This window comes from Pseudomonas sp. P4_B4 (assembly GCF_056402255.1).
Genome location: NZ_JBFUHS010000028.1, coordinates 34,135 through 46,975, shown reverse-complemented (window position 1 = coordinate 46,975; position 12,841 = coordinate 34,135). Strand labels below are relative to the sequence as shown.

At 60.5% G+C, this 12,841-nt stretch carries 11 protein-coding genes; 7 read left to right on the top strand and 4 right to left on the bottom strand.

Features of this window, described 5'->3' with window-relative positions; genetic code table 11:
* Positions 1 to 17: 17 nt before the first annotated feature.
* The 3 genes from AC1DVE_RS24405 (at position 18) to AC1DVE_RS24395 (ending at position 3,919) form a co-directional block, all read left to right on the top strand.
* A complete protein-coding gene (locus AC1DVE_RS24405) occupies positions 18 to 1,295 on the top strand; it encodes a flavohemoglobin expression-modulating QEGLA motif protein (protein WP_223455506.1) in 1,278 nt (425 codons plus the stop codon).
* Positions 1,296 to 1,451: 156 nt separating this feature from the next.
* A complete protein-coding gene (locus AC1DVE_RS24400; RefSeq protein WP_223455505.1) occupies positions 1,452 to 3,005 on the top strand; it encodes a DUF3300 domain-containing protein in 1,554 nt (517 codons plus the stop codon).
* Between the two features lie 80 nt (positions 3,006 to 3,085).
* Positions 3,086 to 3,919, top strand: coding sequence for a DUF2950 domain-containing protein (locus tag AC1DVE_RS24395; protein ID WP_223455504.1), 834 nt, complete (start codon positions 3,086 to 3,088; stop codon positions 3,917 to 3,919).
* Positions 3,920 to 3,961: 42 nt separating this feature from the next.
* Here AC1DVE_RS24395 and AC1DVE_RS24390 read toward each other — a convergent pair whose 3' ends face one another.
* Together AC1DVE_RS24390 and AC1DVE_RS24385 are read right to left on the bottom strand one after the other, a co-directional pair.
* The gene (locus tag AC1DVE_RS24390) at positions 3,962 to 4,465 is read right to left on the bottom strand and encodes a GNAT family N-acetyltransferase (protein WP_223532093.1); all 504 of its coding nucleotides are present in this window, start codon (positions 4,463 to 4,465) and stop codon (positions 3,962 to 3,964) included.
* A 276-nt stretch (positions 4,466 to 4,741) separates the two neighbouring features.
* Positions 4,742 to 5,509, bottom strand: coding sequence for a hypothetical protein (locus AC1DVE_RS24385; RefSeq protein ID WP_477784264.1), 768 nt, complete (start codon positions 5,507 to 5,509; stop codon positions 4,742 to 4,744).
* Between the two features lie 519 nt (positions 5,510 to 6,028).
* On the opposite strand from AC1DVE_RS24385, the gene ttdA reads away from it, so the two are divergent.
* The 4 genes from ttdA to AC1DVE_RS24365 all read left to right on the top strand — a co-directional run bounded on the left by ttdA (position 6,029) and on the right by AC1DVE_RS24365 (position 9,751).
* Positions 6,029 to 6,928 (top strand): L(+)-tartrate dehydratase subunit alpha, encoded by a 900-nt coding sequence (gene ttdA / locus AC1DVE_RS24380; protein WP_223453503.1) that lies wholly within the window; start codon positions 6,029 to 6,031, stop codon positions 6,926 to 6,928.
* A complete protein-coding gene (gene ttdB, locus AC1DVE_RS24375) occupies positions 6,925 to 7,533 on the top strand; it encodes a L(+)-tartrate dehydratase subunit beta (protein ID WP_223453502.1) in 609 nt (202 codons plus the stop codon). Before ttdA ends, ttdB begins: the two co-directional genes overlap by 4 nt.
* A 222-nt stretch (positions 7,534 to 7,755) precedes the next feature.
* The gene (locus AC1DVE_RS24370; RefSeq protein WP_223453500.1) at positions 7,756 to 8,622 is read left to right on the top strand and encodes an isocitrate lyase/PEP mutase family protein; all 867 of its coding nucleotides are present in this window, start codon (positions 7,756 to 7,758) and stop codon (positions 8,620 to 8,622) included.
* Between the two features lie 217 nt (positions 8,623 to 8,839).
* The gene (locus tag AC1DVE_RS24365) at positions 8,840 to 9,751 is read left to right on the top strand and encodes a LysR family transcriptional regulator (RefSeq protein WP_223459362.1); all 912 of its coding nucleotides are present in this window, start codon (positions 8,840 to 8,842) and stop codon (positions 9,749 to 9,751) included.
* A 53-nt stretch (positions 9,752 to 9,804) separates the two neighbouring features.
* Here AC1DVE_RS24365 and AC1DVE_RS24360 read toward each other — a convergent pair whose 3' ends face one another.
* Together AC1DVE_RS24360 and AC1DVE_RS24355 are read right to left on the bottom strand one after the other, a co-directional pair.
* Positions 9,805 to 11,157, bottom strand: coding sequence for a dicarboxylate/amino acid:cation symporter (locus AC1DVE_RS24360; protein ID WP_223459364.1), 1,353 nt, complete (start codon positions 11,155 to 11,157; stop codon positions 9,805 to 9,807).
* 94 nt (positions 11,158 to 11,251) lie between these two features.
* The gene (locus AC1DVE_RS24355) at positions 11,252 to 12,310 is read right to left on the bottom strand and encodes a tartrate dehydrogenase (RefSeq protein WP_223459366.1); all 1,059 of its coding nucleotides are present in this window, start codon (positions 12,308 to 12,310) and stop codon (positions 11,252 to 11,254) included.
* Between the last annotated feature and the right edge of the window lie 531 nt (positions 12,311 to 12,841).

The following is a 12,841-nucleotide window of genomic DNA, read 5'->3' as shown; positions in this document are numbered from 1 at the left end:
CCCTCAAGGAGATCTCCATGAGCGCCGCCGCCCTGTCCGAACTCGATGCCGCCCTGCCCGGCCTGACCCGCAAGATCCGCGTGCTGGATGCCCTGTCCTGGCCGGACGGCGTCGAGGAAGACTTCCTGGCGAAATGGCGCGGCGGGCGTGCCGAGTTACCCAAGGTCGAGTTGCAACCCCGCGACCACAGCGCCGACATCGCCGCGCTGGAAACCTTTATCAGCCATTGCGATGTGGGGCATCCGGCCGGGAATTACCTGGCCATGACCGCCCGTAGCTATGCCACGGCCGGACACATGCTGGGGGCCATTGGCACTCCCGCCTTTACCCAATACTCGTCAGCGCTGTACCGGCGTCCGGACTTCTATTACACGCGCTTGCAACTGAGCATGCTCGACGCGGCCCGGTTCTTCCTCAAGACCACCGACGCCCTGCTGGGCGGTGCGCGGATTCCACCCTGCCCGGCCGAGATCCCGGCCAAGGCGTTCGCCACCTGGATACAACCGGAACTGGACCGTTTCTTCGGCGTCGGGCAGATCACGGTCGTGCTCGATCCGAACCTGGCCGCCAAGGCCATCGCCGGATCGAGCCGCATTCGCCTGCGGGCCAGCGCGCTGTTCTCGGAACTGGACAAGCATCAGCTGTTGCAACACGAGGCCTTCGTGCATGTCGCCACGGCACAAAACGGCGCGCGCCAGCCCAACCTCACAAGCCTGGGCCTGGGGGCGCCCCGCACGACCCAGACCCAGGAAGGCATTGCCACCCTGGCCGAATTGTTCACCGGCAGCATGGACATCAACCGCCTGCGGCGCCTGGCCCTGCGCGTGCTCGCCGTCCAGCAGGCACTGGAGGGTGCCGATTTCATCCAGGTGTTCGAAGGTTTTCTGGCGGCCGGGCAGACAGAAGAGGAATCTTTCCGCTCAACCCAACGGGTGTTCCGCGGCGCCGACCTGCGGGGCGGTTCGGCGTTCACCAAGGATGCCGCTTACCTGACCGGGCTGCTCGGCGTCCACACCCTGCTGCGTATCGCAATTCGCGATAACCGGCCGGAACTGGTCGGGCATTTGTTTGCAGGGCGCCTCAGCCTGGGTGACACCGTGCGCCTGGCGCCCCTGTTCGAATCCGGCTGGCTCAAGGGGCCGGTCTATCTTCCAGCCTGGGCCAGCGACCTGCGTCTGCTGGCCGCCAACCTGGCCTTCTCGGCGTTCATCGCCCAGATCAAGCTGGATGTACTGGACCTGAAGGTGTTCATGGCATTCGCCGAAGAGCACGAAAGCGATGCCAGCGCCCAGTGATCGAGGCGCAATTTTTCAGGCAGCCTTGATCCTTTGAATCAACTGCTACCATTAGAAAGCGGTGTCGAGGCCGGGCTCTGTGGCTTGCAAAGTCGGCTTCACCTGCCAGGGATTGATCCACTCATTTCAAGCCTGCCTGACCCCATGGAGGGTGCAATGCACAATCCATTACTTTACGCGTTGTCGGCCGTACTGTTTTTGAGCGGATCTTCGTGCCTGGCACTGGGTACGGATGGGACCGCCGCCGCACCGGCCACGGCACCCGCCGCAGCCCCCGCACCGGCAAGCGCGACCACTGCAACGCCCGCCGCCCCGGTGGCCAAGGATCCGGTGTTTACCCAGGAACAGCTGGATCAGATGCTGGCGCCCATTGCGCTGTACCCGGACCCACTGTTTGCACAGGTACTGATGGCCACCACCTACCCCGGGGAAGTCGGCGAGGCGGTCAGCTGGTCCAAAGCGCACCCGGACGCCAAGGGTGACGATGCGGTCAAACAGGTGGCGAACCAGCCCTGGGATCCGAGCGTGCAGGCACTGGTCGCCTTCCCGCAGGTTCTGGCACTGCTGGGGCAGGACCCCGTCTGGGTCCAACGCCTGGGCGATGCCTTCCTGGCGCAGCCCGACGGTGTCATGGAAAGCGCGCAGCGCTTGCGTCGCCAGGCACAGGCAGCCGGCAATCTGCAGAGCAACCAATATCAGAACGTGACGATCCAGAATATCGCGCCGCCGGCACCGGCGACCACGACTGCGGCACCGGCTCCAGCCCCTGAATCGGCCCCGGCCAGCAACTCCACCATCATCATTCAGCCTGCCGATCCGCAGGTGGTGTACGTCCCCACGTATAACCCGACAACCACCTACGGCACCTGGCCCTACCCGGCGTCGCCGCCCGCGTACTATCCTCCGCCACCGGCCTATTACCCTGGTCAGGCCCTGATGGCCGGACTCGCGTTTGGTGCCGGTGTGGCGATCATTGGATCGTTGTGGGGTGAATGTGACTGGGGCAATAACGACGTCGACATCGACGTCAATCGCTACAACAACATCAACGGCAACAACCGGATCACCAACAACAAATGGCAACACAACCCGGTGCATCGCAATGGCGTGCCCTATCGAGACAGTGCGAGCCGCGCACAGTACGGCCGCCAACTCAACGGTGCCAATCAGCGTGAAGCCTATCGCGGGGACAATGCCCAACGCGCCCAGGCCCGTGAAAATGCTCGCACCTCAATGGACAAGCACGGTATCGAACGCCCTGCCACCAGCAACCGCGAAGCCCGTGATCAAACGCGCAAACTCCAGTCCGCAACCGCAGGCGGCGATCGGCTGCAGGCCGGTGCAGACAGGCCAAAGGCGGCTGACAGAAGCCAGGGCACGGCCAGAAACACCCGGGAGAATCAGCAGCCCAGGAGGGAGACCCAGCAGGCCAATCAGCAACCCAGGAACCAGAGTTCCCAGTTGAATCAGCGTAGAGAAGGCTCCGCGCAGACGCGGCAAGCGACGAATAAACGGCCGGCCGCCAGTACCGGCAGTGCCCGTAACAATGCGTTCGCCGGCGCACGTTCACCGTCCCAGGCCAACGTCCAGGCCAATCGTGGCCGGGCCAGCCAGGCATCCGCCCAACGCCCCAGTGCCTCGCGATCGGCCGGTCACCAGGTCAGCCGGCCGTCCAATCCACCAGCGCGTCAAAGGGGGGGCCGTCGTTGAAAAACCATCCTCGATTGAAGGGACTCACGGGCTTGCTCCCTTATGTCCTGGTTATAGCCGCCGGCTTGTTGTGGTCGTGCATGGCGACGGCACAGCAGGCCTTTCCAACGCCAGAAAAGGCCGCAGAAGCCTTTGTCGAAGCACTGGGCACCGAACACGCCGACCAGGCACGCCTGACCGAGCTGCTGGGCAGTGACTGGCACAGTTACATCCCCCGCGAAGGCGTGCAGCGCAAAGATGTCGATGCGTTCTTGCAGCAATATCGCGAACAACACCACTTTGAAAACACCAGTGACCGCAAGGCTATCCTGGCGGTCGGCAGTGAGAACTGGACACTGCCTATCCCCCTGACAAAGAACGAGAACGGTTGGCGCTTCGACATGAAGGCCGGCAGTGCCGAGATCCGTGCACGTCAAATCGGCCGCAATGAACTCGCCGCGGTGCAATCGGTGCTGGCCTATCACGATGCCCAGATGGACTATGCGTCGGTGGATCGGGACGATGATGGTGCACTCGAGTATGCGCAGAAAATCTTCAGCACCCCCGGCAAGCATGACGGACTTTATTGGGAGGAAGACGACAGCGGCCAGATCAGCCCGTTGGGGCCTTCGTTCGGCAAAGCCATTGCCGACGAAGAGTGGCATGGTTACCGCTTCCGCATCCTTCATGGCCAGGGTCCTTCGGCACCGGGTGGTGCCTACAGCTACCTCATCGGTGACAAGATGAGCCGGGGCTTTGCGCTGATCGCCTGGCCGGCGAAGTACAACGACACCGGCGTGATGAGTTTCATGATCAGTCATGAAGGACAGGTATTCGAGAAAGACCTGGGGCCCGGTGGTGAAAAACTGGCACTAGCGATGAAGCGCTTTGATCCGGATGACAGCTGGAAAGAGGTGGCTGAAGATCAGGAGTAGCAGGCGCGACCTGCTACAAGCCTTCAGAACGGTTGAAAGCAGTTATCTGATCGACAGGACAAATCGGTCTTCATTCCCGGTCTTGTCGTTACAGGAGGGCTGCTGAAGCTTGAATCCACACCGATCCAGTACTTTTCTGGAGCCCGCGTTTTCCTTGAAGGCATACGCAACCAATTGCGCAAGCCCCCAGCGCATCCGTGCCTCCTGGATCAGGCGCCTCAGCGCCAGTGTTGCCAGCCCCTGGCCGCACGCGCGCTGATCGATCCGGTAACCCACCTGCGCAGATCCCGTCGAAGAGTCGATGCTTTTCAGATTGGCTCGACCGACGATTCTCTGGCTGGAATCCTCGATGACAAACGGGTGCCAGGCACCGATGACGAAATCGGATAAATAGCTTTCGATATGATCGGCGACACCCTGCAACGAGTAAAAAGAAGGGGCGCGCGCATCAATATGGGATTCGAACCATTCACGGTTCTGGATTTCGAAAGCCAGCAACGCTTGAGCGTCAGCCTTTTTCAGCTCGCGTACGCTAAATGATTCCATTCATCACCTCTCCTGTGTCTTGTGCCGAACTGGCTCGAGTCTATCTCATACCTGAACAACCTGGCCGAGCCGAGCCTCCCCCTTCTCATCACTCGTGAAGGCGAGTCAGGCGTTTGTGAGCGGGTCTGTAGAAATGTGCCCTCAGGCTCGATAGCCGAAAAAAAGTCGCAAACCCCACGACGTTTCAGGGCTTGCGACTCTTTGCCGATACGTCCCTCAAGCTCCCGGGACGTTTTCTACGGTATGCCTGCCGTGTTCATTGCCGAACCTGCAGGCTTAGTTCTCTACCTCAACCGTGTCGAAATCCGGTTCGTCCGGGGCGTCCGCCACATCCTCTCTGGCGTCCTTCGCCTCAACTTTGGCGGCCTCTCTGGCTGACTTCGCCTCGGCTTTGGCGGCGTCCCTCGCGGCATCCGCGGTAGCCCGGGCAGCATCCCTGGCGGCATCTGCGTCGGCCTTGGCCGCGTCCCTCGCTGCATCTGCAGCGGCCCGGGCAGCGTCTCTGGCTGCGTCTGCGTCTTCGCCCGCTACGCCAGCAGCTTTTGCGGCATCCCGAGCTGCATCCGCCTCAGCTCTGGCGGCGTCCCGGGCTGCATCTGCAGTAGCCCTGGCCGCGTCTCTGGCGGCATTGGCATCAGCTTTGGCAGCGTCCCTGGCTGCATCTGCGGCATCGTTGTCATTGTCATTGTCATTCGCGTTGTCGTTGTCGTTGTCGTTGTCGTGCGCATTGCCTGGGCCTCTGTTCCCGGCAACACCACCATGGTCAGCGTCGCCGCGCCCCGGGCCTCCATGACCGTCACCGTCATGGCCTGCAGCACCATGATCGCCACCCTCTCCATGGTCGCCGCCACCATGACCACCACCGCCGTCGCCACCATGACCACCGTGACCACCGCCTCCGGAGCCACCGCCACCGCCGTGACCACCGCCGCCATCTTTGGCATACACGCTGGAGAAACTACCGATGTAATCGGGCACCAGGACAGTCGATGCCGACAGGACTCCGCCGATGGCCAGAGCCAACAAACATTTCTTGAGCAGCATGATGCACCTCCGCATGGAGTTGCGTACTCATCTCCGTATCGAACGCAATGTCCAGTGAGTTCCCGGCCGCCCATTGGAGCAGCCGGCCAACCGGCACGGCGATAAATCTGCAGCATTAACGAGCTACTGCGGTATCCGCACGATCCCTCAGAGCCAGCCGGCATCGTTACGTGGGAAACAATCCCACATTTTTTTGGATAAGTGCTTTCAGCCCGAGTTCAAAAAAAGAGCATCAGGACTGACGCATGGGTTGAGCCAAGGCCCACTTTTGAGTGGGCGAGACTCTCACTTGCCTGCCCCCACTCCCCTATTCACACCCCCAATAATTAACTTTAAGTAAACAGTGTAGTAACCAGACCCCCATTCAATCATTTCAACTGAACTGCTAATTTTTACCTCAGCGCCTAAACCATATTTTTTACAAGGGTTTACCCCTTGCATCCTGCCGGAACCCTTTCGCAGCAACCAAAAGCGCCAAAACAAAAAACCATGCCTTGAGATGCAGTGAGGAAAATGAAAGTGGATAAAGACTCAGCCGTTGATTCGCTGACCGATGTGATGGCCAAATTCACGGCCTATATCGGCAAGCGCCTGCCCACCGACGTGAAGAAAAAGACCGCCCAGTTGCGCGCCGCGGAAACCAACCCGCTGGCCATCGCGGTCTATGACTCGATGGCCGAAAACCAGGACTACGCCGACAAGCTGGATCGCCCCAGCTGCCAGGACACCGGGGTGATCCAGTACTTCATCAGCGCCGGTTCCCGGTTCCCGCTGTTGGGCGAACTGGAGAGCATCCTGGAGAACGCCACTCGCGAGGCCACCATCAAAGGACCGCTGCGTCATAACGCGGTGGAGACCTTTATCGAGAAGAACACCGGCACAAACACCGGCTCGAAGATTCCGTGGCTGGACTGGGAAATCATTCCGGATGCCGACCATGCCTTGATCGACGTGTACATGGCCGGTGGCGGTTGCACGCTGCCCGGCTCGGCGAAGGTGTTGATGCCTGGCCAGGGTTATGAAGGCGTGACCGAGTTTGTCTTCGACGTGATTACGTCGCGCGGGGTCAACGCCTGCCCGCCGCTGCTGGTGGGCGTGGGCGTCTCGACGTCGGTCGAGACGGCCGCCCGTTTGTCCAAGCGGGCAATTCTGCGCCCGGTGGATTCCAGCCATCCAAACGAAAGCGCGGCGTTGATGGAGCGGTTGCTGGAGGATGGTTTGAACGAGGTGGGCATCGGCCCACAGGGCCTGACCGGCAACAGCAGTGTGATGGGGGTCAACATCGAGTCATCGGCGCGTCACCCTTCCACCATTGGCGTGGCCGTCTCCACCGGTTGCTGGGCGCATCGTCGCGGCAAGATCCGTATCAATGCAGACCTTTCCTACGACATCCTCTCCCATGAAGGAGTAATACTGTGATTAAAGTCCTTAATACCCCTATCAAGGACGAGGATCTGGCGGATCTGAACGTCGGCGACGTGGTGTATCTCACTGGCCGGTTGGTGACCTGTCGTGACGTAGCGCACCGCCGCCTGATCGAACTCAAGCGCGAGCTGCCGGTGGACCTGCGCGGTGGCGCGATTTTCCATGCCGGCCCCATCGTGCGCCAGAAAGAGGATGGCAGCTTCGAGATGGTGTCCATCGGGCCGACCACCAGCATGCGCATGGAAAAGTTCGAGAAGCAGTTCATTGAAGAAACCGGGGTCAAATTGATCATCGGCAAAGGTGGCATGGGACCTGAGACCACGGCTGGCTGCCTGGAAAACAAAGCGGTGCATGCGGTGTTCCCCGGTGGCTGTGCGGTGTTGGCCGCCACCAAGGTGGAAGAGATCGAGCGCGCCGAGTGGCAGGATCTGGGCATGCCGGAAACCCTGTGGGTGAACCGCGTGCGTGAGTTCGGCCCGCTGATCATTTCCATCGACACCAAGGGCAACAACCTGTTCGAACAGAACAAGGTGCGCTTCAACGAGCGCAAGGGGTCGATCATCGAGAAGATCAACGCCCAGGTACGCTTCATCAAATGATCCGGTGGGGTGGCCAGGTTTCCCGCATTAACCTGCCACCCTGGCGCGACACCCTGCAATGCCGGCGTCCACGCAGCGCTGACGGAGCATCGCTGCCCGGCTAACCGGGCAGCACCCTTTCCCAACACAGCCCCAGGAGTGCTCGTCGAGTGCCCTGTGCCTCGTGGCAAGCACCCCCCGACACCAGGGCTGCAACCCTCCATCACAAAATCAGACGCCATCATGCATAACGCCAGTCATCACGAACTGCGAAACGCCTTTCATGCCTTGCTCGCTGACACGTCCTGTCATCACACGGCGTCAGTCTTCGACCCCTTGTCGGCACGCATGGCCGCCGATCTGGGTTTCGAGGTCGGTATCCTCGGCGGCTCGGTCGCCTCCCTGCAAGTATTGGGAGCCCCGGATATTTCCCTGATCACCCTCAGCGAGTTCGCCGAACAAGCCACGCGCATCGGCCGGGTGGCGCGCCTGCCGGTGATTGCCGATGCCGATCACGGGTACGGCAACGCCCTGAACACCATGCGCACCGTGGTCGAACTGGAGCGCGCCGGCGTCGCCGCACTGACCCTGGAAGATACCGTGCTGCCCGCCCGGTTCGGCTGCAACCCCTCGGACCTGATCAGCATTGAGGAAGGCACGGGCAAGCTACGCGCAGCCCTGCGCGCGCGGCAGGATCCGTCGCTGGCAATCATCGCCCGCACCCATGCCGGTGTGCAGCAACTGGCCGAAGTCGTCGCGCGCGTGCGCGCCTATGAAGACGCGGGGGCTGATGCCATTTGCCTGGTGGGAGTCAAAGACAACGATCTGCTGCATGCCATCGCCGAAAACGTCTGCGTACCACTGATGCTGGTGACCTATGGCAATCCGGCATTGGACGACGACCAGCTGCTGGCAGAGTTGGGCGTACGCATCGTGGTCGACGGCCACGCGCCCTATTTCGCGGCGGTAAAGGCCACCTACGAGCGCCTGCGCGAGCAGCGCGGCTTGAGCGTCAGGGAACATCTCGATGCGTCGCGACTGACGGCCCACTATGCAGGCGCCGAGACCTATGTGGCCTGGGCTCGCGATTACCTGAACGTATCGCAATAACCAGGAGAAGCCAATTGGCCGCCGCCCCATGAGGTCGGCGGCCAGGACATGGCAGGTCAGCCCTGTTCAATCCCCCGCCAGCCCCGCCTACAGCTTCTGCTGACCCAGCCCCCCACCCACTCGCAGGACTGTTCGCCCAGGGCGGGCTGGAGTATATGTGGTGAACAGAAATCGAAAGCTCGCCAGAAATCACCAGACAATTAACCTGGAGTCATGAATGAACAACACCCAGGACTTGGGTTTTTTTCACCTGTTGGCCAAACAGGGAAGCCTGGTCGCGACTGCCAGGGAGCTTGGCGTGACGCCACCTGCCGTCAGTAAGCGCCTGGCCACACTGGAGGCGCGGCTGGGGGTCCGGCTTGTCAACCGCACTACCCGCTCCATGAGCCTCACCCCCGAGGGGGAGCTGTACTACGCCCATGTCGCGCGCATTCTTGCGCAGGTTGACGAAATGGAGCAGTTGGTCAGCAGCAGCCGCGCCACGCCCAAGGGGTTAATCCGGGTGAACGCGTCGTTGGGGTTCGGCCGTCGGCATATCGGCCCTGCGCTGGCGGCTTTCTATTCACGCTATCCGGAGGTAGAAATCCAGCTGGAGATCAGCGACCACCCGTTGGACCTCGCCACCCACGGCTTCGACCTGGGTATTCGCTTTGGCACACTACCGGACGCGGCGTTGCATGCCCGCAAGATCGCTTCAAACCGGCGCTTGCTCTGCGCTTCGCCGATTTATCTGGACAAGCACGGGACCCCGGAGAAACTCGCCGACCTGCAGGACCACAACTGCATTTTCATTCGTCAGAACGAATCCCCCTACGGCGTATGGAGCTTCAACAACGGTGGCCGGACCGAGAACATCAAGGTCCGCGGAGCCCTGGGCTGTAACGACGGCGAGGTCGCCCTGAATTGGGCGCTGGAGGGTTACGGCCTGCTACTGCGCGCCGAGTGGGACATCGCCCGCTATGTGCGCAGTGGGCGGCTGCGCCTGGTGATGGAGAACCATACCCCTACCCGCGCAGACGTGTATGCGGTTTATCCGCAGCAGCTGCACCTGTCGGCACGGGTACGCAGCCTGATCGACTTTCTGATCGAACGCTTCAAGCAGATCGATAACATCGAAGACCGCGGCTAAAAAAAAACTGCCGACTCCACTGGGGAATCGGCAGCCAGGTAACACTCTTTCGATCAGCCTGGGGTGACGGCCTTCACATTACCCAGTGGGTGGGCATTTTCAGGCTGCAACGTGAAGCTCGGGGCCTTGGCGACCACAGCTTCTTCCACGGTCTCCTCTTCACCATCCATTGCCTGTTTCAGCTTGGCTGTATCCAGCGCCCCCACCCACTTGGCAATGGCCAGGCAGCCTACACCGTTGCCGATAGTGTTGGTGATGGCCCGGGCCTCTGACATGAATCGATCGACCCCCAGCAGCAGGACCATGCCTGATACCGGAATGTTGCCCAGAGACGCCAGCGTCGCGGCGAGGATGATGAACCCGGAACCGCTCACCCCCGCAGAGCCCTTGGAGGTGAACATCAACACCGCCAGGACAATCAGTTGGTCAGTCAAAGTCAACGGCGTGTTGGTCGCCTGGGCGATGAAGATAGCGGCAATGGTGTAGTAGATGGCCTGGCCGTCCGGGTTGAAGCTCAGGCCGGCGGGAATCATCATGCCGGCAACGGGCTTGGAGCACCCTGCCCGTTCCATCTTGTTGATCATCTGTGGCAGCACCGACTCCGAGGAACTGGTGCCCAGAACAGTGAACAGCTCTTCCTTGATGAAGCGCAGGAACCTCCACAGGCTGAACCCGCTGTAGCGGCAGATCGGCCCGAGCACGAAGATCACGAACACCACGCAGGTCAGGTAGACACAGGCCATCAGCTTGCCCAGCGAGAGCATCGAGCCGAAACCGTATTTACCGATGGTGAAGGCAATGGCACCGAATGCACCGATGGGCGCCAGGCGCATCACCATGTTGACGATGTTGAACATGCCGCGCATGAGGCTGTCCATCACGTCGATGAAGATCCTGGCGCGGGGACCGGCGTTGGCGAGTGCTACGCCCAGCAGGATCGAGAACAGCAGGATCTGCAGCACGTTTCCTTTAGCGAAGGCATCGACAATCGTGTCCGGAATGATGCTCAGGATGAAATCCATGAACGAGTGGTGCGGCGTCTGGGTGGTATAAGTCGCGATGCTGGAGGTATCCAGGGTCTTTGGGTCAATGTTCATGCCGGCACCGGGCTTGAACACATCCACCACGATCAGGCCGATGGCCAGGGCCAGGGTGGACACTACTTCGAAGTAGAGCAAGGCGCGCACGCCCACACGCCCCAGCTCCTTCATGTTTTCCATCCGTGCGATGCCGCTGACCACGGTCAGGAAGATCACCGGGGCGAGGAGCATCTTGATCAGTTTGATAAAGCCGTCGCCGACGGGTTTGAGCGCTGTCCCGGTTTCGGGAAACAGCACTCCGACGATGGCGCCGAGTACCACTGCGATGAGAACTTGTACGTAGAGTTTGCCGAGTATGCGTTTCATGGCGGACCCTGATTTTTTATTGTTGTCAGGAAATGCCCAAGAGCTCGATACGAGAAGCCGGCCCCTGTGGCGCTATATCACAAGAAGGAAATGGTTAGCGCCTGATCAGCGCAATGACCGCATCGGTCACCTCGCGGGTGGTGGCCGTGCCACCCAGGTCAGGGGTATGCACGCCTGCCTCGGTCACCGCTTCGATGGCCGACATCAATTGACGTGATGCCTGCGTCTCGCCCAGGTGTTCGAGCATCATGGCGGCGGTCCAGAGGGTCGCGATGGGGTTGGCCACGCCTTTGCCGGTGATGTCGAAGGCAGAACCGTGAATTGGCTCGAACATCGACGGGAACTGCTTTCTCGGGTTGAGGTTGGCGGTAGGCGCGATGCCCAGGCTGCCGGACAGCGCCGCGGCCAGGTCGGAGAGGATGTCGGCGTGCAGGTTGGTGGCCACGATCACGTCCAGGGTGGACGGCTTGAGCACCATGCGGGTGGTCACGGCGTCTACCAGTTCCTTGTCGATCCTGACGTCCGGGAAATCCTTCGCCACTTCGTAGAAAACCTCGTCCCATAGCACCATGCCATGGCGCTGGGCATTGGACTTGGTGACCATGGTCAAGTGCTTGCGTGGCCGGGTGCGCGCCAGCTCAAAGGCGAAGCGATGGATGCGCTCGACACCGACACGGGTAAACACCGACACCTCGGTGGCCACCTCTTCCGGCAGGCCGCGGTGCACCCTGCCCCCGTTTCCGGAATACTCGCCTTCGGAGTTTTCGCGGATCACCACCCAGTCGATCTCGTGACCGTTGTGCAGCGGGCTTTTCACACCCGGCAACACGCGAGCCGGACGTACGTTGGCGTACTGGTCGAAGCCTTGGCAGATCGGCAGGCGCAGGCCCCACAGGGAAACGTGGTCAGGCACATTGAGTGCACCCACGGCGCCGAAGAAGATGGAGTCGAAGGTCTTGAGCTCTTCCAGTCCACCTTCGGGAATGTAGTAGCCGCTCTTGAGGAAGTTGTCAGAGTTCCAGTCGAAGTGCTTGAAGTCCAGGGCAAAAGTACCCAGGCGCTCGGCCAGCGCCTTGAGCACTTCAACGCCTGAGGCGATCACCTCGGTGCCGATACCGTCACCGGGAATCGCTGCAATTTTGTAAGTGTTCATCGTCAACTCCACCTTTTGTTTTCATGCGCCTTCGAAGGGAGATCAGCCGGCGTGTGGCTGGACTATACGAAGTGAGCAAGAGGCGTTGGTTAACTAAAAATCACTACATTATTAACTTCACTTCATTAATACCTGATGGGCCGTGACAGGCAGCTATCGGCCAATAGCAGCCGGTGGACAGACTAGTCGCAAATAGGTAGCTTCGACCTTCTGCGCTGAATCTTTACCGCAGATGAGCTTGGCGTCATCCAAGTCGCGTTTCTCTCTGGGTTATGTTGCGTTAACTGCGACTCCTTCCAGGCTAGACAATGGCTTACAGGACGACAAGGAACGTTATAGGGCACTACCGTCGCGTTTAAACGCGACAGCGATGTCGCCTAATAGGAGTTAGGAGTTGCACGTGTATTACCCAATTACGCCATACGTCCTAGCACTCACAGCGCTGATAATAGCCACCTTATTAATTTCGTCATTTCATGTATTCATGATTTGCCAAAACACTAAAGAGCAACCAGGCGCCATTCTACATAG

What these genes read in the sequence shown, in the direction of transcription:
- AC1DVE_RS24405 (WP_223455506.1), top strand. Translation starts at nt 18, where the DNA reads ATGAGCGCCGCCGCCCTGTCCGAACTCGATGCCGCCCTGCCCGGCCTG.
- AC1DVE_RS24400 (WP_223455505.1), top strand. Translation starts at nt 1,452, where the DNA reads ATGCACAATCCATTACTTTACGCGTTGTCGGCCGTACTGTTTTTGAGC.
- AC1DVE_RS24395 (WP_223455504.1), top strand. Translation starts at nt 3,086, where the DNA reads ATGGCGACGGCACAGCAGGCCTTTCCAACGCCAGAAAAGGCCGCAGAA.
- AC1DVE_RS24390 (WP_223532093.1), bottom strand. Translation starts at nt 4,465, where the DNA reads ATGGAATCATTTAGCGTACGCGAGCTGAAAAAGGCTGACGCTCAAGCG.
- AC1DVE_RS24385 (WP_477784264.1), bottom strand. Translation starts at nt 5,509, where the DNA reads ATGCTGCTCAAGAAATGTTTGTTGGCTCTGGCCATCGGCGGAGTCCTG.
- AC1DVE_RS24370 (WP_223453500.1), top strand. Translation starts at nt 7,756, where the DNA reads ATGCATAACGCCAGTCATCACGAACTGCGAAACGCCTTTCATGCCTTG.
- AC1DVE_RS24365 (WP_223459362.1), top strand. Translation starts at nt 8,840, where the DNA reads ATGAACAACACCCAGGACTTGGGTTTTTTTCACCTGTTGGCCAAACAG.
- AC1DVE_RS24360 (WP_223459364.1), bottom strand. Translation starts at nt 11,157, where the DNA reads ATGAAACGCATACTCGGCAAACTCTACGTACAAGTTCTCATCGCAGTG.
- AC1DVE_RS24355 (WP_223459366.1), bottom strand. Translation starts at nt 12,310, where the DNA reads ATGAACACTTACAAAATTGCAGCGATTCCCGGTGACGGTATCGGCACC.